General features: G+C 32.2%; 13 protein-coding genes, 1 tRNA gene and 1 pseudogene. 6 read left to right on the forward strand and 9 right to left on the reverse strand.

Annotated elements, in window-relative coordinates; all coding sequences use genetic code 11:
• Positions 1 to 16 precede the first annotated feature (16 nt).
• Positions 17 to 595: a DNA-3-methyladenine glycosylase gene (locus EMTOL_RS19685; RefSeq protein ID WP_015031085.1), complete on the forward strand. Its 579-nt coding sequence runs from the start codon at positions 17 to 19 to the stop codon at positions 593 to 595.
• Between the two features lie 41 nt (positions 596 to 636).
• Here EMTOL_RS19685 and tgt read toward each other — a convergent pair whose 3' ends face one another.
• Complete coding sequence (tgt, locus tag EMTOL_RS19690) at positions 637 to 1,767, reverse strand: tRNA guanosine(34) transglycosylase Tgt (RefSeq protein ID WP_041693690.1); 1,131 nt, start codon at positions 1,765 to 1,767, stop codon at positions 637 to 639.
• A 127-nt stretch (positions 1,768 to 1,894) separates the two neighbouring features.
• Here tgt and EMTOL_RS19695 point away from each other — a divergent pair, with 127 nt between their 5' ends.
• The 4 genes from EMTOL_RS19695 to EMTOL_RS19710 all read left to right on the forward strand — a co-directional run bounded on the left by EMTOL_RS19695 (position 1,895) and on the right by EMTOL_RS19710 (position 4,322).
• Complete coding sequence (locus EMTOL_RS19695; RefSeq protein ID WP_015031087.1) at positions 1,895 to 3,109, forward strand: glycosyltransferase; 1,215 nt, start codon at positions 1,895 to 1,897, stop codon at positions 3,107 to 3,109.
• Between the two features lie 28 nt (positions 3,110 to 3,137).
• On the forward strand, positions 3,138 to 3,767 hold the full coding sequence (rsmG, locus tag EMTOL_RS19700) for a 16S rRNA (guanine(527)-N(7))-methyltransferase RsmG (protein WP_015031088.1): 630 nt from the start codon (positions 3,138 to 3,140) through the stop codon (positions 3,765 to 3,767).
• Between the two features lie 58 nt (positions 3,768 to 3,825).
• A complete protein-coding gene (locus tag EMTOL_RS19705) occupies positions 3,826 to 4,110 on the forward strand; it encodes a PH domain-containing protein (RefSeq protein ID WP_015031089.1) in 285 nt (94 codons plus the stop codon).
• 138 nt (positions 4,111 to 4,248) lie between these two features.
• Positions 4,249 to 4,322, forward strand: a tRNA-Asn gene (locus EMTOL_RS19710).
• A gap of 242 nt (positions 4,323 to 4,564) precedes the next feature.
• On the opposite strand, the gene EMTOL_RS19715 is transcribed toward EMTOL_RS19710, so the two are convergent.
• From EMTOL_RS19715 to EMTOL_RS21975, 4 genes and pseudogenes are all read right to left on the reverse strand, one after another.
• Positions 4,565 to 5,557 carry a response regulator gene (locus EMTOL_RS19715; protein WP_015031090.1) on the reverse strand — a complete coding sequence of 331 codons (993 nt, stop codon included), beginning with the start codon at positions 5,555 to 5,557 and terminating at the stop codon, positions 4,565 to 4,567.
• 9 nt (positions 5,558 to 5,566) lie between these two features.
• Entirely contained in the window at positions 5,567 to 6,001 is a 435-nt protein-coding gene (locus tag EMTOL_RS19720) for a response regulator (RefSeq protein WP_015031091.1), read from the reverse strand.
• Positions 6,001 to 11,261: pseudogene (locus tag EMTOL_RS19725) on the reverse strand (PAS domain-containing sensor histidine kinase). The gene EMTOL_RS19720 and the pseudogene EMTOL_RS19725 overlap by 1 nt, the downstream one beginning before the upstream one ends.
• A gap of 620 nt (positions 11,262 to 11,881) precedes the next feature.
• Positions 11,882 to 13,345 (reverse strand): histidine kinase, encoded by a 1,464-nt coding sequence (locus tag EMTOL_RS21975; protein WP_015031093.1) that lies wholly within the window; start codon positions 13,343 to 13,345, stop codon positions 11,882 to 11,884.
• A 715-nt stretch (positions 13,346 to 14,060) separates the two neighbouring features.
• On the opposite strand from EMTOL_RS21975, the gene EMTOL_RS19735 reads away from it, so the two are divergent.
• Positions 14,061 to 14,798: a tyrosine-protein phosphatase gene (locus EMTOL_RS19735; protein ID WP_015031095.1), complete on the forward strand. Its 738-nt coding sequence runs from the start codon at positions 14,061 to 14,063 to the stop codon at positions 14,796 to 14,798.
• Between the two features lie 299 nt (positions 14,799 to 15,097).
• Here the strand turns inward: EMTOL_RS19735 and EMTOL_RS19740 are convergent, their stop codons facing one another.
• The 4 genes from EMTOL_RS19740 to gmd all read right to left on the reverse strand — a co-directional run bounded on the left by EMTOL_RS19740 (position 15,098) and on the right by gmd (position 20,637).
• A complete protein-coding gene (locus EMTOL_RS19740) occupies positions 15,098 to 16,486 on the reverse strand; it encodes an undecaprenyl-phosphate glucose phosphotransferase (protein WP_015031096.1) in 1,389 nt (462 codons plus the stop codon).
• A gap of 109 nt (positions 16,487 to 16,595) precedes the next feature.
• Positions 16,596 to 18,146, reverse strand: coding sequence for a hypothetical protein (locus tag EMTOL_RS19745; RefSeq protein WP_305953281.1), 1,551 nt, complete (start codon positions 18,144 to 18,146; stop codon positions 16,596 to 16,598).
• A gap of 60 nt (positions 18,147 to 18,206) precedes the next feature.
• Positions 18,207 to 18,881: a hypothetical protein gene (locus EMTOL_RS21980; RefSeq protein ID WP_305953282.1), complete on the reverse strand. Its 675-nt coding sequence runs from the start codon at positions 18,879 to 18,881 to the stop codon at positions 18,207 to 18,209.
• A gap of 688 nt (positions 18,882 to 19,569) precedes the next feature.
• Positions 19,570 to 20,637: a GDP-mannose 4,6-dehydratase gene (gene gmd, locus EMTOL_RS19755; RefSeq protein ID WP_015031099.1), complete on the reverse strand. Its 1,068-nt coding sequence runs from the start codon at positions 20,635 to 20,637 to the stop codon at positions 19,570 to 19,572.
• Positions 20,638 to 20,795: the final 158 nt, after the last annotated feature.

Here is a 20,795-nt window from a genome sequence, read left to right on the forward strand (position 1 = left end):
TTTTTCAAAAGTACAGATGCAAAACCTTCTTCCCAAAGAATTTTACGAAAAACATGATACGATTACTCTTTCTAAGCTTCTTTTAGGCTGTACTCTAATTCATGAAAGTCTGGAAGGAAGAACAGCAGGGATTATTGTAGAAACAGAAGCTTATTTGAAAGATGACCCCGCCTGCCATGCCTATCGAAAAAAATCAGCTAGAAACGCCCCAATGTTTGAGAATGCAGGAATTACCTACGTTTATTTGATTTATGGAATGCATCATTGTGTCAATATTGTTAGTGGCGGTGAAGGTGTTGGAGAAGCAGTATTAATTCGAGCTCTTGAACCAACTGAGGGCATTGAATTGATGCAAAAACGCAGAAAAACAAATGACCTCAAAAACCTTTGTAGCGGGCCAGGCAAATTGGTACAAGCCATGGGTATTACGCTTGACTTCAATTTTTTACCGCTCTATTCTGAAGATTTTTATTGTATTGAGCGAAAAAATCATAACTTTTCAATCGTTACTACCACTCGTATTGGCATCACGCAAGGAGCAGACTTACCTTACAGGTTTTATATCGACGGAAATAAGTTTGTTAGTAGGAAGTAAATTAAAGGAAGACTTCGCTTAAAGCGAAGTCTTCCTTTAATTTATAATCTATACATGGTTTGCTTAACCATTGCGTTTTTCCAAGTGGCAAAATCGCCCGCTAAGATATGTTCTCGAGCTTTACCAACCAACCACAAATAGAATGTCAAGTTATGAATACTTGCAATTTGTGCTGCCAAGATTTCATCACATTTAACTAAGTGTCGAAGATATGCTTTTGAGTAAAATGTGCTAGCATATCCGCCTAACGCTTCGTCAATCGGAGAGAAATCATCTTTCCATTTTTCGTTTTTAATATTGATAATTCCTTGCGTTGTAAACAACATTCCATTACGTGCATTTCGAGTGGGCATTACGCAATCGAACATATCAATTCCTAAAGCGATTCCCTCCAAAATATTTTCAGGAGTACCTACACCCATCAAATATCTTGGTTTCTCCTTAGGTAATATATCATTCACATAATCTATTGTTTCATACATTTTTTCGGCGGGCTCCCCTACTGCCAAACCACCAATAGCATTTCCTTCACGATTTTGTTCGGCAATAAATTCAGCCGACTGAATACGCAAATCTTTGTAAACACTTCCTTGTACAATTGGAAAAAGAGTTTGTGAATAACCATACTTTCCCTCTGTACTATCAAAACGGTCAATACATCTCTTCAACCAGCGGTGAGTCATTTCCATTGATTTCTTGGCATAATTATAATCACATGGATACGGAGCACATTCATCAAAAGCCATGATAATATCGGCCCCAATTACACGCTGAATATCCATCACACTTTCGGGCGTAAATAAATGTCTCGAACCATCAATATGAGATTGAAACTTTACCCCTTCCTCAGAAATTTTACGAATATCTTTCAAGGAAAATACCTGATACCCCCCCGAATCTGTCAATATTGGTCCGCTCCACCCATTAAATTTGTGTAATCCTCCAGCACGTTCAAGAATATCAAGTCCGGGACGAAGATAAAGATGATAAGTATTTCCTAAAATGATTTGAGCTTTGATTTCGTCGACTAACTCACGTTGATGTACAGCTTTAACAGTTGCAGCAGTACCCACGGGCATAAATATAGGAGTTAAAATCTCTCCGTGGTCAGTTGTAATTTTTCCCGCACGAGCCTTCGTTTGAGAATCCGTTTTTTGTAATTCGTATTTCATACAACAAATTTCCATCTTCATTTTGGCTAATACAAGTATTTATTCATTGATTTTTTACGAATAAGTATCGAATCCTTTCATTGAAGGTTTGTATATTTGCACAATATTTCACCTAAACTACATTTGCATGGTGTTTTGGCACTATTTACTACCGTTTGTTTTTTTTGCAGCATTAATTATTCAATTAGTATATATACTGGGAATTTTCACTGGTCTGCTTTCACATGATGACCATGAGCCCGATTCTGAACAAAAGAATAAGCCTGGAGTTTCGATAATTGTTGCAGCTTGGAATGAATTAGAAAATCTTAAAGAGCTTCTTCCCTTACTTGAAGCTCAGGATTATCCTGATTTTGAGATTATTGTTTCTGATGACCGCTCAGTAGATGGTACTTATGATTACTTACTGTTCAATGAAGGGAATTTTAAAAAAGTAAAATTTGTACGAATTGAAAGCCTCCCTTCTCATTTTACGGCTAAAAAATACGCTGTTACGATGGGTATTAAAAAAGCAAGTAAAGAAATTATCTTACTGACTGATGCCGACTGTCGTCCAAGCAGTAATCAATGGGTTGCTACGATGGTAGCTCAACTTTCTCAAGGAAAAGATATTGTTTTGGGTTTTTCTCCTTACGAATATTTTGATACCAGATTAAATTCACTTATTCGCTACGAAACCTTTCAAACTGCCTTACAATATTTTTCGTTTGCATTAGCTAAAATCCCATATATGGGTATTGGACGAAACCTAATGTATCGTCGTGAGTTATTTTGGGTAACTAATGGTTTTTCTAGTCATCATGGCCTTTTAGGGGGTGATGATGATTTATTCGTGAATGAAGCATCTAATAAAGATAATGTGGCGGTATGTATCAGTTCTGACACACACATGATTTCAGAGCCTAAGAAAACATGGAGCGAATGGATTACCCAAAAACGCCGTCATTTATCGGTTGGAAAACGATATAAATTCCGCGACAAATTTCTATTAGGCTCATTGGCAATTAGCCACCTGATTAGTTGGTTTTGGGTTCTACCTGCATTTTTTATCAAACCAGATTGGTTCGAAGCACCTGAATGGTCGAGAATACCTACTTATTTATTAGATGACCATAATTTGCAAGATTTTTATCCATATAATGATTGGATGAGATTAGTAACCTTTGTATTCTTTGTTTGGTTATTGATTCGTTGGATTGTTTTGGCCAAGGCAAATAATAAATTAAACAATACGATTAGCTCGTGGAAAATACCTTACTACGATATGCTTTATGCCGTATATTATCTTATTTTTGGTTTAATAACATTATTCTCAAATCCCAAAAAAATAAAATGGCGTTAAGCCATCCAACCTTAAAAAGGTATTGTTTATGTCTGATTTAAGTTTAATAACAAAATATTTTCCAAACTTGACCGAAACGCAAATTGCACAATTCGGTCAATTGCAAGAACTATATCGTTTCTGGAATTCACAAATAAATGTTGTTTCGCGACAAGATATTGAAAACCTTTACGAGAAACACATATTACACTCGCTTGGAATTGCAAAAGTCACAAAATTTAAGCCCGGTACAGAAATCATGGATGTAGGAACTGGCGGTGGCTTCCCGGGCATTCCCTTAGCGATTATGTTTCCAGATTGTCAGTTTCACTTAGTTGACTCTATTGGAAAAAAAATAAAGGTTGTCACTGAGGTTTCGCAAGCACTTGGTTTAAAAAACTTAACTGCCCAACACGAACGAGCAGAGAATGTGGCAAGCGACTTTGATTTTATTGTCAGTAGAGCCGTTACACGATTAAAACCTTTTTATGGATGGGTAAAAGATAAAGTTACTCGTAATCAGTTTAATGATTTAAAAAATGGCATATTGTATCTAAAAGGTGGTGACCTTACTGAAGAATTAGAGGAGTATGGCGGTAAATACAGATTATATGATTTAGCCGACCATTTTAGTGAAGAGTTTTTTGAGACTAAAAAGGTAGTTTATGTACCTTTCTAAATTAAAACCTAATGACACGATTGTTTTAGATTGAAAACAGCACAAATAATTTAATATTATGAACGAAAGATTTTCAGCAAGTACACTCAAAAACCCTTTAATGCCCGATGAAGTTATTTTCAGTGAAAAGGGTGTGACTTTCAAAGAAAGAAAAGTTTTAAGTAGCACCGAAAACTTTGTTTTCTATAACGATATTGCAGGCGTTGAAATAGACTCGGGGATGTTTTTTTCAACTATTAGAATCAAAGCAAGAGCTCGCGAACAAGAAATTGTAATTGAGAACTTTGCGAAGTCTGATGCACGAAAAATAAAAGAATTAATTCTTGAACGTGCAAGACACTGAATATCAGTTAACTAAAAAAAACTTTCAAAAAAAGTAAAAAAATATTCAACGGAGGTCTTGACAAATAAAAATAAAAGCTATACCTTTGCATCATGATTTCGGGACGAGGTAAACGAGAAACGAAATTAACAAAAGGATTCCCGAATAGCTCAGTCGGTTAGAGCATCTGACTGTTAATCAGAGGGTCGCTGGTTCGAGCCCAGCTTCGGGAGCAAGTTAAAAGCCTTATAATCAATAGATTATAAGGCTTTTTTTATTATTAATCAAGATTTTAAAGTACAACTAGCAATACAATTAGCAATACACAATTAATATGATAGGAAACTTAACCTTTTCCACAATAAAAGTATTTTCGCAAAAATTATTAAATATTATACTGATAATGGTATAATGCTTAATAATGACCCTCTTTTATTAACGGGAAGCTCGAAAATATTGGGTTCACACCCAAAAACTACTCAGGTATTATTTTAACTTCATTGGTCTTTTCTGAAATATCTCTTATTATTTTATCTAATTCATGTGCCGAATCTAAGAAGTAAGTAAAAAATTCTTGCCTTTCAAGTTCAGATAGGGACTCATCTTTTATAGAATTAACAATTCCCATCATTCTTGCCAATGGAGCTCTTACAACGTGAGACTGCATCCAAGCTATCTCTTGTAATTTTGAATTCTGTATTTCAATTGTATGAATATAGTCTCTTATTTTAGTAACATCATTAATTACTACTATCTGAGATTCTTTCCCTTTAAAAGTAATGTTTCTACGTTTTAATTCTACTTGAATGATTTCACCATTTTTCTTTTTATGTCGGCAGCTTCCTTCTATTAATTCTTGACTTATACAAAGATTATATTGCTCGCATTCTTTATGCAAAATATCACTTGTGGTCATAGCTAAAAACTCGCTTTTACTGTATCCATAGTGTTCAATTGCAGCAGCATTGACATCTTGAAACTGTAAAGATTCAGAATCATATACCCACATAGGTTGAGGACTTAAATGAAATAAATCACTATACCTTTTTTCCGACTCTTCAAGCTCTAATTCCTTTCTTTTTCGCTCAATCGTATATATAATATGTTTATACAAAGAGACCGAAGTAATATCATCCTTTAATAAATAATCTGATACACCTAAGGCCATAGACTTGATGCCAAATTCAATATCTGAATAGCCCGTCAATACGATTACCGGTATTCCAGATGAAATTAAAAGTATTTCAGAAATCAATTCTTCGCCTTTCTTATCCGGCAACGATAAATCTAAAAGTACTATATCAAAATTATTGTTTTTGTCTTCTAAAATCTGTTTTGCTGTTGAAAAATTCTTCGCATGTTTGATAGTAAGCTCTGTAATCTGTTCCTCAAGGTACTCATTTATTAAGATAAAATCGCCCATATTATCTTCAATCACAAGTACAGTAAGTTTTCTAAAGTATTCCATTAAAGCAAATTATTTTGAATTAGGAGGTAAAGAAACGATACTAAACCAAAAATCAGCAATTTTCATAACGGTTGTTATGAAGTCGTTGACTTCAAATGGCTTCGTAATATAACAATTAGCAAACCCCTTGTAAGCTTTCTCAATATCAATTTCTGAAGATGAGGTGGTGAGCATAATTACAGGAATTTGTTTGAGTGACTCTGTATTTTTTATAAAACTTAGCACTTCATGACCATTTCGCTTGGGTAAATTAACATCCAGTAAAATCAAATCTGGTAAATCTTCCGCAGCATATTTACCAGATTGCATTAGAAAATCAATCGCTTCATTCCCATCTTTAATAACACTAACTTTGTTACTAATTCTTCCTTCCTCTAAAGCATCCATAGTGAGTAAAATATCGCCTTCGTTATCTTCCACTAAAAGTATATGAATGGGTTTCATCAATGTATTTCCTGTTTTGGTATTGTAAAATAAAATGTACTTCCTTTGTTTGGCTCAGATTCGAGCCAAATTCTACCACCTAAATTTTCAATTATTTTTTTGTAATGGCCAAACCTATGCCCGTTCCTGAATAGTCATCTTTATTGTGTAATCGTTGGAAAATAATAAAAATCTTGTCAAAATATTGTGAATCAATACCTATACCATTGTCTTTTATTGCTATCATCCACTCATTGTTCACTGATTCAACAGTGATTTTTATTTGGGGTACTACACCTTCAATATTAGTTACATATTTTAAACTATTAGAAATTAAGTTTTGAAACACCTGACGCATCGAACTTTTGGAAGCCTTGACCGTCGGAAGTGTATCTAAATGAATAATCGCTTTTTTCTCTTTTATTTGCTTTCTATAAAGAATAAGGATATCATTCACCAAATCATTTAGATTTACCAATTCTTGCTTATCTTCCATTCTTCCGACCCTTGAAAACTCAAGCAAATCTAGAATAATTTGTCTCATTCTTTTGGCACCATCAACAGCAAAGTAAATATACTGCTTACCTTTTTCATCAATCACATCTTTATATTTCCTTTCAATTTGCGACAAAAAGCTGGTAATCATTCGCAGAGGCTCTTGCAAATCATGCGAGGCAACATAGGCAAACTGTTCAAGTTCTGCATTGGAGATAAGTAATTGTTGAACATTTTTTAGAAGTTCTTTATTAACAGCCTCTAATTTTTGCTCAGCTAATTTTCGTTCGGTAATATCTCTTCCGATACCTAAGAGTCCCATTACATTTTTATTATCATCATAAACAAGCATTTTAGAAGTAAGGTACCACGATAATTGACCGTCATTGCTCATAAATGATTCTTCATAGTCAAGAACCGATTTACCTGTTCTTAAAATCTCCAAATCTTGCTCGTAACCAACACACGAAGGCTTATTTGGATAAATTTCGGCATCTGTTTTACCCAAAACCTCCTCTTCACTAGAAACCCCTTGCAAGCGTAAATCAACTTTATTACTAATCAATTTTCGTGCCTTTGTATCTTTGAAAAAGATAGAATCTGGTAAATTATCTATCAAGGTTCTTAGAAGTTTCCTTTCTGATTTTATTTTCTGTTCATTCAGTTTTCTTTCGGTAATATCTCTAATAAAAACAGTTAGTCCATTTTCAGAAGGGAAAGCATTCGCTTCAAACCATTGTTCTGTAAGGTTAAGATGCTCTTCAAATCTTACTACGACATTTTCAGCAACTGCTCTTTTATACTCAATATAAAATTTTGTATCAAGCATAAATGGAAACTGCTCCCAAATGTTTTTACCAATGATATCAGTTCTATTAACCTCAGTTAACACTTCCATTTCTTTATTCCAATAGGTAACTACCCAATTTTTATCCATAGAATAAAAACCGTCTCGGATACTTTCGAGGGTCGTTATTACCTTATTGTTAGCTTCTATTAGGTCTCGCTCATAATTCACTTTTTCCGTAATGTCACGCTCAATGGCAATCCAATGAGTAAACCAACCTTTTTCATTAGCTACGGGAGTTACGGTGAAATTCACCCAAAACTCTTCTCCATTTTTTTTGTAATTAATCGTACTTACTTCACAAGATTCCCATTTTCGAAGGGCTTGGCTTAGCCTTGCTAATTCTTTAAAGTCAGACTTAGGTCCTTGTAATATTCTAGGTGTTTTTCCAATGATTTCTTCAACTTCATAACCTGTCATTTTTGTAAAAGCCTTATTGGCATACATAATTTTAGGCCCGGGCTCATCAAATGGTTCTGGCTCAGTAATCAAAATAGCATCATTAGCATTAATAACAACTGATTCGAATAGTTTTAATTGCTGTTCTCTTTCATTACGTTCGGTAATGTCTTGCATTGCTCCAACCATTCTGATAGCTTTTCCGTGATTATCTCTCAGAATGAAGCCTTTATCCATCACATAAGCGTACTTACCATCTGCTTTAAGGTAACGATATTCATCTTTCCATTTTATAGTATCACTCTCTATAGCTGCATGCATACCACTCAAAACTCTATCAGCATCCTCAGGATGTAAATAAACACTCCAAGAATCAATGGATAATGATGCACTGTTTACTTTATGACCAAATATTTTTTCAAAACTACCTCCTCTGAAAAACGAATTACTAACTAAATCCCAATCCCAAATGGCGTCTGAAGTAGCTTGCGTTACAAGGTTGTAACGTTCATTACTCAAAATAAGTTTTTTCTCTGCCTTAACCCTTTCTGTATCATCAATTACAGTTGAAATTATTAAATTTTGTTCAGGGACAGGGATATTTGTTACACGGACTACCTTTTGTTCTCCTTTTTGTGTAGTAATTTGAACACCTTCCCAGCCCATTCGACTCAAATCTCCACTACTCATATCTGACTTAAATTGCTCCAAAACTCTTGTTCTGTACGCTTCATTAGGGAAAACTTTCTCAAAAAAAGTTGATCTATCTATAAGGGATTCTTTTGACCAGCCATAAATTTCCTCAAACTTCTTGTTTATCAAAGTATTAACACCATCATCAATTTTATCAACAGATATACCTATTGGTAGATTTTCTAAGGCTGTTTCGATGAAAGAGTTACGTTCTTGTAAATCAATCTGTATTTTTTTCTTTTCAGTAATATTTTGGATTGTCCCTTCAAGAGCAATGACACGCCCTATTTCATCAATCACCTCTTTTCCTCTAATATGAATCCATTGCAGTGTTTTTATTCCTTTACCAACAATAATTCTAATCTCAATATCAATTTCACTTTCTCGGTTAAAAGCGGCATTCTCAGCATTTTGATAAAGTTGTTTATCATCAGGATGGATAGCATTTAGCCACGAATCATAATTTATTTGACATTCTTCCTGAATACCAAAGACAATATAGGTTTCACTAGAAGTTGAAAAATACCTGTTTAAGTCTAATTGCCAATAAGCTAATTTTGCAATGATGGTAGCAGATCTCAGCTTAGCTTCATTTTCTTTTAGTTCTCTAAGTGCCCTTTCCTGCTCTGTCACATCTTTGATTTGAGTCAACCCTACTTTTTTACCTTCTAACTCTACCAAATGCCCTGTAACCTCTACTACGATTATTTCACCACTTTTCTTTGAGTGTCTTGCAATGGTGCGTTTAATTTCACCAAATGATTCTTCACTACTTGTTATATCAAGTATGAAAGGTAATTCTTCTGCTGGACGTATATCTTTTAATGATAACCGTAGAAACTCTTCTCGTTCATAGCCATATAAATATAATGCTTCGGCATTACAATCAATGATTTGTAAAGTCTCAAAGTCAAAAATATACATGGGGGCAGGATTATTCTCAAAAAGATATTTATAACGATACAATGACTCATTCAGACGAGCTTCATTGGCTTTTTTCTCAGTAATATCTTTAGCAGTACAGTATAATACACCTTCTTCACTTTCTTTTCTAATAGTCCCTAAAACATCAATCACTCTTCCATCTTTGTGCACGTAGCGGTTCTCAAGAATGCAAGTATTATTTATACTATCCAAATTATTTATCATTTCTATTGATCTGGGTAAATCTTCTGGATAAACAAAATCAAAGCTAGATTTTCCGATAAGTTCCTCTGGATGATAACCTATTAGGTTATATGCTGCCTCATTGACATTGGTAAATATACCCTTATTGTCAATCGTGCAAATGACATCTAAGGATAAAGACATAATATTATTGAGCCTGTGAAGTATTTCATCTTTGGCTCTTTCAGCTTTTACTTTTTCAGTAACAACTTTTGAAAGAACAGAATAACCAATTTGTAAGGCATTATCATTAAAAATTGGATTTATATAAACCTCAAAAATTTGCAATTCATCAAATATGGTTTCTTCATACATAAAGGAGATTGCTTTACCCACTGATGCCTCACTAAATTTACTTCGTAGAAAGTCTTTTTTATCGAAAGCAAAATTTTCAATCAAATTCATTCCTTTTTGAGGAGGCCGCCCTATTAAATAAATAGATGCATCAACCAATGCCTTATTGAATGTAATTAGGTTTAAATCCATATCTAATGAATAGACAACATCAGAAATGTTATCTATCAAGGCCCTGTATTCTACTCTCTGTTCTTCTTCTTTCTTTTTTAGATATTTTTCTTGGGTGATATTGTTCGCAAAAATTGTAACACCAATTAATTGTTTATTTTCATTGAAAATAGGATTAACGGCCACTTCGAATAAAACATTTTCGTTATTAAAAATAAAATGATCTTCAAAAACACACCTTCCCTCATTTATTACCCTTTTTAAAACATTTGTATATTTTTCTCTTTTGTGTTCTCCATAAAGCTTTAAAATATTCATCCCAGGTTCTAGTTTTAAACCTGTCAAAGAGAAAACCAAACTAGATAAAGTTGAATTAAAGGTAATCAGATTAAAATTTAAATCAAGTGAATAGACAAGTTCAGGTATATTCTCAATAAGAGCTTTAAAATGCAACTCTTGATCTTTTTGCTTTTTATCTATTTCTATTAGGGTAGTTTCATCTATTACAGTAACAAAAACCCCAACAACTTCGCCAAACTCATTCAATATTGGCTCATCAATAGATTTTAAATTTATGGTTGAACCTGTCTCAGTGGTAACTTCCGGGTTAAATTCAATTTTACTTCCATGTAAAACAAAATTGTATTTTTCTTTAATAAATTCTTTGCGTTCAGGAAGAACTAAATCCAAAAACGACATTCCTTTCTTTAAATCACGCTTTAATAAATCTTTTGCTTGTTTGGCAAATTTTTCGTTAAATGAAATCAGATTTAGATTCTTATCAATGATAGCATAAGATTCCTTTGTGTATTTTTTAAATAACTCTAATCTCTTCTTAGTATCTTCAAAGTAATTATTATTGAGAAACTTATACGATTGAATGATAGCGTTAATTTCTTGATTTTCATCAAAAACAGGTATATTCTCAAGTTCAATCTTTTGTTCGGCAGTATTTTTTACAAATATTTTATGTGTTTGTTTTGTACTAATTACTTGAAGTAATGATTGCTCAAGAGCGACAAAATCTAGCTTATTATCAGCAAAATAAGTAAGGATACTTTTCCCAACAAGCTCATTGGCAGTCATTTTTGTTTCTTGTTGGTAAGCTAAATTCACACTTTGAATAGTAAATGTAGAATCCACTGAAATTAAAAGACTTGGTGCTGGAAATGCATTAAAAATGTTAGTTGCAAAATTTTGTGACATAAATTTCATGGATTAAACTTACTCTCTTTAAAAAAATAGGCTATTTTAAAATGCATTATCAGCATCTGACCAGCGTTATATGCTTGGTGGTTTATCTACATATTCTATAAAATTGCAGATAATTTTATTATTTCACTCAAATCAGTCTAAAACTTAGATACAGGTCATTCAGAAAATGCCTATTGAGTGTTTAAAAAAACAATAAAACATGAACAATAGACATATTTATATCTAAAATAAAAAATAAAACCTGATATCTATCATGTTTTGATATGAATTTAAAGAGTAGTGGATTGCTTGAAGATAAAAAACCTCAGGAAATACACTTCTTTTAATCAAAAATTTTAGTTCACGGTTAGTAAAGTATATTTAGGAATTTGTTTTGGGGTATAATTGCTAATTAATTCATAGAATTTGGTCAAAAATACCTACACAGCAATTTTTATGAAAATACAATGGGTTGATTTTCAATTTCAAATAGCCAGTTTGAATAGCAACAAATGTTTTTCACAACATTTGTATTTTTAAAAAGAAGGGGCTTTTAAAGATTCTAAAAGTACTTTTTGGGAATTTGAAGTGCAAATTTATTTGAAAAGCTTAAGTAAACAATAAAATATTTCACATATCTATCATCCCAACTCATCTGTTATTTGTTCAAAACTTATAATAACCTCAGTGCCAGTCGGATTTTGATTGTCATCGTAACAATCAATAATTTCAACATTAAAATTTCTGTCAGAATACTCGTTTAAGAGTTCGATTCGCTTATTATTGATACCCATTGCCATCGATTTTTTATTTGAATTGGCCTTACTTAATTTTTCTGAGTGTGAAGATTTTCTTCCCACACCATTATCTTTAACTTTACAAGTAACAAGACCATTATCAAGGCCTATATCAATCATCAATTTGCAAGGATAATTTGCATTGGAAAAACCATGTATAATGGCATTTTCCACATAAGGTTGTAGAAGCATTGGTGGAATGAATTGGCTTCTCCATTTAAAATTTTCAGAAATTTGAATGGTAAAATCTAAGGTTTGCTTGATTCTTTTTTGAGAGATTTTGATATAACTTTTTAGAAATGTTATTTCATCAAAAAAAGAAATATAGGGTGAATTTGAGTTTTCGAGCACTTGTCGCATCATCTGCGAAAACTCAGCGATATTTTGTAATGAATCTTTTATCTCACCTTTAAGAATATAATATTGAAAAGAATTTAGGGTATTAAAGATAAAATGAGGGTTCAATTGAGAACTAAGTAATTGTGACTGAAAGCGAGCACTTTGCTGTTTCTCTAATTGCAGCGAATTGATTACTTGAATTTTATCGGTAATATCAAAGGCAATAATTGATTTACAAACGGTGTTATTTATCGTAATTTGGTTACAATAAATTTCTACCTCCAATGCTTCTTTTGACTTTTTATAATGCGTAAAACGGCCGACAAATACATTTTCCTGATTTTTTTCATCTCTATTCAGTACCTCCATAAGTATAGACCCTTCCACTTCCTCTCCTATTTCTGCAAAAGTCATTTGTAATAATTCTTCTTCACTATAACCATATTTTTTAATGGCGGCTTGATTGACTTGTACAAAGGTTCTCGAATCCTGACTGTAAACCCACATTGGTTGTGGACTAAGATGAAAGAGATCGCTATAACGTTTTTCTGAAGCGGCTAATGCCAAAACTGATTTTTTACGCTCAATGGCGTATAAAATACTTTTGTAGAGTAAAGTAACATTTATTTCCTCTTTTATCAAATAATCTGATACACCTAACGATAGTGACTTGATGCTAAATTCAATATTATCGTAGCCCGTTAATACAATGATTGGACACTCAGAGGCTAATTCATGAATTTCTGAAATTAGGAGTTCACCACCTTTATCGGGCAATGAAAGGTCTAAGAGAATAACATGGAAAGGATTGGTATTTTCTTGAAGTATTTTTTTTGAATCTTTAAAGTTTGTGGCATGAGTTATAGTAACATTTTCCATTAATTCTGCTAAAAAATCAGTAATTAATGTGAAATCTCCGATATTATCTTCAATAATTAGTACATGATATGGCTTTTTATCCTTAATCATTCTCTTTCCACAAATTCTGAAAATAAATCATTTATTAGTCAGTTCAATGCAATTGTGATTTCTCTATGTTTGTACAAATATAATTATAATATGGAATTTCCAAATATTTTACGAATAAATATAGATAGTTATTTGATATTGGAAATTTTAAAGTTCTTTCTTTTTTCACATTGAGTTTCATTCTTAGTTTAGATATCCGAATCATAACATTTAATTAATTATAAAGTAGAAATCTTTTTCTAACTTTGTGTCATACTACTAAAATGCTCCTTTTTTTATTACTTATTTTCAAATAAGTAAAATTACTCATTAAAATATTATTATTTTATTTAACACTTTTTTAATGACAATTTTATTGTTATTCGGTATTTAATACACCAATCTTTTAGATAATAAAAATGTAAAATATTCGAATTTTTATTATTCGCTTTACCTGTTTTTTATTAAATTTAAGTTGTAAGGTTTTTAATATATTCTTAATAAACAAAGCAATATTTTATCTTACATTAGTACAATTTAGCACAAGATTAAAACACATATTATTATACAAACCTAACATATACTTACATGGGAGACTTATGACTAAGTTATTGCTATGAGTAAATATCAATATTAGGATTCTAAATGAATAACTAGTTACTAACCTTAAATTTTTAATTTTTGAAATAAGCTCATAGTCTGAACTTGTCTGGTTTTCCTTTAAATCAACCGTGCCATGTTTTCATTTTTTAAAAAAAAACCTCAAGTTTCATTTGCCGAAATGTTAAAGGTAGATATGCATTCGCATCTAATACCTGGCATTGATGATGGTAGCCCTAATATTGAAACAAGTATTCAATTAATAGAAAGTTTAAAAGCTATTGGTTATCAGAAAATTATTACTACTCCACATATTATGAATGATTTCCACCCAAATACGAGTGAAATTATAATTAATGGATTAGCGTCTTTAAAAAATGAATTAGAGTCAAGAAAGATGTCGATTAGTATTGAAGCTGCGGCCGAGTACTATTTAGATGCTGATTTTGAGAAACTATTACTCTCGAATGATATATTGTGCTTTGGTAGCAAAAAATATGTGTTAATTGAGATGTCGTTTGTGGCACAAACACCTAATCTTGAAGAAATTATCTTCAATTTATTAATGAAAGGCTATCAACCAATTTTAGCCCACCCAGAACGATATAATTATTGGCATAATACTCCTAAGATATACAAACACATCCATGATATTGGTTGTTTATTACAAGTAAATATGCTTTCATTACTTGGCTATTATGGTAAACCGACAAAAAATGTTGCATTAAACCTAATAAAATCAGAATTAGTTGATTTTTTAGGAACTGACTTACATCATGATAGACATCTTCAAGTATTTATTGAAAACACATACAATGCTGAACTGAATGATTTGATTGAAAAATATCCCTTCAAAAATGCAAGTCTAATTTAAGGGATTTAAATAAAAACATGAGTCATCCCGAATTTTAAAAGACTAAATAGTAAGTATTATTTACAAAAAGGCGAATTATGTCCGTCAGTTAAAACTGACGGACATAATTATATAAAAACAAATTTGACTAAAGTCAAATGCATTCTCTTTTTGCATTAATCCATCAGCTAAAGCTGACAGTAATGAAACATTTTTTTAATAAATTCGGGATGACTCATATTTTTGCCCATATATCAAAAAAAAGAGAGTAAATACTCTCTTTTTTAAATTTTCCCATAATAACTTAAACTGAAGTTAAATCAATAGGCCATCATATCGCCTTTGAACATATTATAAACTGTCATAATAAATACTTTCACATCAAGCCAAAACGACCAGTTTTCAATATACCAGATATCCAACTCAACTCTTTTCTCCATCATAAATAAATTAGATGTCTCACCACGATACCCGTTTACTTGAGCCCAACCCGTAATACCTGGTTTTACCAAATGTCTGACCAAATAATTCTCAATTTGCTCTTTGCTTTCAATACTATGTTGAACTGCGTGAGGTCTTGGACCAATAACAGACATATCTCCTAGAAAAACATTCAAAAACTGTGGAAGTTCATCTAAATTGGTTTTGCGTAAAAAAGCACCAACTCGGGTAATTCTTTTGTCATTTTTTACAGTTTGGAAAAATCTACCATCATTTTTCTTCGTGCTTGCATTGTGCACCATCGTTCTAAACTTAATACACTTAAACACTTTGCCATCTTTACCCCATCTATCCTGCAAGAAAAATACAGGACCTCTGGAATCTAACTTTATTGCAATGGCAATAATTGGGAACAACCAACTAAAGACAAAAATAAATATAAGCGAGGTTACTAGTACATCAAAAATTGTTTTAAGTGCATACCAATGAAATTCTTCTAAAGGTTCTTCTCGAACAGTAATTACTGGTAAATTTCCAAACAAATCCATTCTAAATTTGCTAGAATAAAGCTGTAAGTATTCAGGAAGAATTCTAACTCTTACGGCAAATTTATCGGCAACCCTAAGAATAGACTTAATTTTTTCTTCGTTATACTCTACTAAACTAACGATTAACTCATCGATATCGTGTTTTTCTATTACATTCTCAAGTTCACATAAAGAACCCTTGTATTTATCGCTTTTTTCTTTGGTGAAGGTATCATCGACAAAACCAACGGGATTATATCCAAATTGTTTATTTTTCAGTGCTGTTTCAAAAAAGGTAATCCCTTGTTCACCACTACCAACGATTAGTAAATTTTTTATATCATGTCCGGTTAACCAATTATATAATTTCCATTGTTTGATAAAATACTTTTTCATGCCCAACAATACTGTTAGGAAAACAATATATAAACCAGTAATTGTTCTTACATGGTCATTGTCATTTAAGGTAAAATAAATGAAGCCAATGCCCACCAATTGGAATGAAATGTTGGCTAATAATTCGACAAATTCAGTAGCAAAATTAGTCGTACGAAAATCATCATAAAGGTTTGTGTATTTACTTGTAAAGTACCAAATAAAAGATAAAATACAAGGAATTAGGAGTTGAGAACCAACTAAGGGTTTTCCAACCAACAGCATGGCAAAATAAAAGGAAGCAATGAGTAGAATTATATCTACTGTCAGCCTTTTTTGGCGGTTTTTGTTTATTACTGCTCTCATGGTCTAAAAAGATAATGGATTTGATGATTCATAAAACAACAAAATCACTTGTTCTTTCAATTGGCTAATTAATTATATGTTTTCCTCAATAGTAAATACTTAATAAATCTTATTTGCAATAATCTTTCATGGTAATCCTAAAGCTCCAGTTCTGTTTATCAATCAAATAATTCTTTTGAACATAAGGCCAAGAAACTCCCCCGTCAGTACTTGCCCTTAAATCAAATTTCTGCCCCACTTGCATCTTGTATGTTTTCAGTTTTGAATTAGCTCTTGTCAACACACCGATATCTCTCCAAACATTTTTATCAGGCTCACTAAATTGAATTTTCATTTCTGATGGCAAGCCTGCTTCATTCAATGTTTGTCCTTGTGGACAAACCAATTTAACATCTAACTCAACGTACTTAGGAATAGTAATTTTTGACAAGTCAATAGTGGTCTTGCTTACACCACATAAAGGTATTTCAGGACTTTCAACAATTGGTGTTTTTAAATTACCTCCATAAAAATTATTATAATCAAAAACTCTAAATTTGACTTTCTCAGCAACCTTTGGAATGAAGGAAACATTAAACGTCGCACCATCATTCGCAGAGATATAATAGTCTCTAATTAGCTTATTATCAACAACATTCACCAACTGGGCATAGTAAACAATATCTAAATCTTTTACCAAACTTTTAGAAATAAATGAAGGGCCAGTTCTACAAATATTTCGTTTCCAGCCTGCAATCCAGTAAGTTACATGTGGTATTTCAAATTTAATTTCAAACTTACCTGTTTGCTCATTTTTTTTGATGTACGTTTCTCCCTCCTCTTTCCAAAGCCCAATATCAGTATCGTAACTAAAAACACCAATTTTATCATTGCTTGCTATATTTACATTGCTCTGTGGATTAATAATGTTCCCCGCAATTTCAATAGTTAGTTTGAGTGGTTTACTGAATTTTTTAATCACCTCATCCTTATCAGTACTCATCTCAAGTGAAAACAATGCAGCAGTTTGTAAAAAATCAAAAGGCTCTGCTAAAGGTTTATCATTTACATCCACTGGATTAGTAGCTACGCCACCTGCAGGCAAATACGACTTTGAATTAGCACTACTATAATGATTAACAACTATATCAAATAAATCAGTTTTTGAATTATTATCAGAATTATAAAAAAGGGTATTTTCTGCTACTGAAATTGATATATTTTCCTGCTTGTTAAATGATGCAATTTGTATAGAAGTACTTCTTTTAGGGTCAAATTGCTGCTGAGTTGCATTAATTACCCCAGGGGCTTCCCTCTTTACAAATGGAAAATATAAACTATAATTCCCATCATTTTTAAAAATAAAATCTTTGATAATCTTCGTATATGCTTTGGATTCTGCAACAAGTGTAAATTTAATTGGTGCCGAAACCGAGGGAATAATTAATGGTTCAACAGCTAATACAATTAACCCTTCCTTGCTTATTTTAAAGTTTTTCGAATTTAGATTCGTAACGATTTTATCTGCATCTTGCCCAACAATCCTAAAATCTAAATCTTGAGGTAATTGACCATTTTCAGGCAATGAAAACTGCACTCTTAAGGTACTTTTATTAATAGGTTCTTTAAAACCTAAGATAAACCCATCTAAAGGATTTTTACATGCAGTGACCGTTACCAAAAAAAATAACAGTATAGTAATTTGGGCTATATTTTTATTTAAAAAAAACTGCATTAAGCCTCAAGACTTCAGTTTATACCTCAAACTCAAACTAATCAAAGGATAAAAACTGTATCCCTTCATATTTCGTTCTATCTTTTTGATCTCGGTATCTATGGTTGTTGTCTCTAAAAATCCCTCGTAATTTATTTGTAATTGAGGGCTTCCCATGTAATAACAGCCAATATCTACTGCTCCACTTAATCTTTTTCTTAAATTCATTTGTCCAAATCCAATTCCAAGATACGGACGAACCCGACTCCACTTAATTCCAAAACTAATTTCGCCAAAATCATCTTTTGCAATTTCCAGACCTCCTGTTTTTAAACCAGTTTGTGTAGAAAGCTTTACCTGATATTTTTGTATCAATTCTCCACTTACACCAGCAGCCAACCTAAAATTCTTCTTTTTTAAGGGATAATAGTAGGTCAAAAAACCGAGGGTGAACGTATTAATTTTAGGAAATATATCAATGCTACTATTTTCTTCAAAATTGATTTGTTGAGTTTGATGAAACCTTAGAAAATGTGAATAAATTCCAAATTTAACTTTCTTTAAATTCCTTAAACCCACTTCAGTACCTAAACTTACCCCCTTGGTTGTCAGCCCTATTGAGATTCCATCAACAAAACATTTTTGTGTAGAGTCTCTTCTACAAAAACCATTTAATTGAAAAGCTAGTAATAAACCTAACACAAGTGTTGCTTTTATGGATACTACCTTTATCGACATAGGTTTAAAATTATATTAACTCAAATCAGACTCATTTAACACTCATCTTAATTAAATTCAACCCATCCCTTTCGTATTTCAATATAAATTTAAGAAAAGTAAATTAATTAATTGCACATAATTTATTAAACGGCAATAAAATAATGAAAATAATTCTAATGAGAATATTTTTTATTAGCAAAGTCCTATATTATTACAGTGCAAATATCTCATTACATAAATTATTGAAGATAAACACTTTATGGTATAAACTACCAATTTAACAGAATACTGTTTATTATTCGCAGATGCAGAATTTGCAGGGAGAACTTAATTTTGGTAGAGCTTTTTAGAGTTCCTCTAAATAATTTTTTGATGCGTTAAAAAAGGCATAAATACTTAGGTTGCATGATGCTACCCAAGTAACTGTTGGCAAATTTTACCTTAAAAAATTCAGATGTAAATTTATTAATAAATTGTAATTACGTCTTCGCTTTTCTCAAGAGTAGAGGAATCGATGATCCAAAAGAACAAGAGAGGAGTGTAAGATGTGATGATAACATCAATCAACTTTTGAAAGGCTATTTGTTATATTATTGCAAGTGAATTCTGGATATATTAATCTTTACAATCTCTTCTTCCCAAGAACAAGAGATTGTAAAGTTAAAGGCTTTTATTTGTTACTAAATAATTTCATATCAGAATCCATCATATCTTTTACTAAAGCAGGCAAATCATATTTAGGTTTCCATCCTAATACAGTTTGAGATTTAGTTGGGTCACCAATTAATAAATCAACTTCAGTTGGACGGAAATATTTAGGGTCAACCTCTACAACTACAGAACCAATTGGTAATTGATAACGCTCATCATTACATGCTACAACTTTTCCTTTCTCATCGACACCTTCGCCTTCAAACGAAAGCTCAATACCCACTTCATTGAAAGCCATTTTCACAAAATCTCTCACCCTTGTTGTAATACCTGTAGCAATCACAAAATCTTCAGGTTTATCTTGCTGGAGAATCAACCACATGGCCTCCACATAGTCTTTGGCATGGCCCCAGTCGCGTTGAGCATCGAGATTTCCAAGGAATAACTTCTGTTCTTGGCCTAAAGCAATTTGCGAAACCGCTCTAGTAATTTTCCGAGTTACAAAAGTTTCACCACGCAATGGCGACTCATGGTTGAACAAAATACCGTTTACCGCAAACATATTGTAAGCTTCACGGTAGTTAACCGTAATCCAATAACCATATAATTTAGCTACAGCGTATGGAGAACGTGGATAAAAAGGAGTTGTCTCTGACTGCGGAACCGCCTGAACCAGACCATAAAGTTCTGAAGTGGATGCCTGATAGATTTTAGTTTTTTCAGTTAATCCTAAAAGTCTAACGGCCTCTAGGATACGTAATGTACCAATACCATCTACTTGAGCAGTATATTCAGGCTCATCAAATGACACTTTAACATGCGACATCGCACCTAAATTATAAATCTCATCAGGTTGAACTTCTTGTACAATACGAATAATATTGGTAGAATCCGATAAATCGCCGTAATGTAAAATAAACTTCACACCAAGCTTGTGTAAATCTTCATAAATATGATCAATACGACCAGTGTTGATTAACGAACTTCTGCGTTTGATTCCGTGCACCTCATATCCTTTCGCTAATAATAATTCTGCCAAATAGGCTCCATCTTGTCCTGTAATACCAGTGATCAGGGCTTTTTTCATGGTTATTTGATTTTTTAATAATTCTTTGGTTAATTAGTTTTATCTGTGGGTAAACTTTAATTCACAAACTTACATCTAAAAAAAACAAAAAATATTGATTAATTAACTTATTTATTATTCGGTTTGATTATTTATTTGTTTAATTACTTCTTTTACCA

Origin of the sequence: Emticicia oligotrophica DSM 17448, from assembly GCF_000263195.1 — a bacterium.
Lineage (GTDB): Bacteria > Bacteroidota > Bacteroidia > Cytophagales > Spirosomataceae > Emticicia > Emticicia oligotrophica.

Coding starts and splice junctions, on each gene's coding strand:
- EMTOL_RS19740 (WP_015031096.1), bottom strand. CDS start 16,486: ATGAGAGCAGTAATAAACAAAAACCGCCAAAAAAGGCTGACAGTAGAT.
- EMTOL_RS19695 (WP_015031087.1), top strand. CDS start 1,895: ATGGTGTTTTGGCACTATTTACTACCGTTTGTTTTTTTTGCAGCATTA.
- EMTOL_RS21975 (WP_015031093.1), bottom strand. CDS start 13,345: ATGATTAAGGATAAAAAGCCATATCATGTACTAATTATTGAAGATAAT.
- tgt (WP_041693690.1), bottom strand. CDS start 1,767: ATGAAATACGAATTACAAAAAACGGATTCTCAAACGAAGGCTCGTGCG.
- EMTOL_RS19720 (WP_015031091.1), bottom strand. CDS start 6,001: ATGAAACCCATTCATATACTTTTAGTGGAAGATAACGAAGGCGATATT.
- rsmG (WP_015031088.1), top strand. CDS start 3,138: ATGTCTGATTTAAGTTTAATAACAAAATATTTTCCAAACTTGACCGAA.
- EMTOL_RS19685 (WP_015031085.1), top strand. CDS start 17: ATGCAAAACCTTCTTCCCAAAGAATTTTACGAAAAACATGATACGATT.
- EMTOL_RS19715 (WP_015031090.1), bottom strand. CDS start 5,557: ATGGAATACTTTAGAAAACTTACTGTACTTGTGATTGAAGATAATATG.
- EMTOL_RS19735 (WP_015031095.1), top strand. CDS start 14,061: ATGTTTTCATTTTTTAAAAAAAAACCTCAAGTTTCATTTGCCGAAATG.
- gmd (WP_015031099.1), bottom strand. CDS start 20,637: ATGAAAAAAGCCCTGATCACTGGTATTACAGGACAAGATGGAGCCTAT.
- EMTOL_RS19705 (WP_015031089.1), top strand. CDS start 3,826: ATGAACGAAAGATTTTCAGCAAGTACACTCAAAAACCCTTTAATGCCC.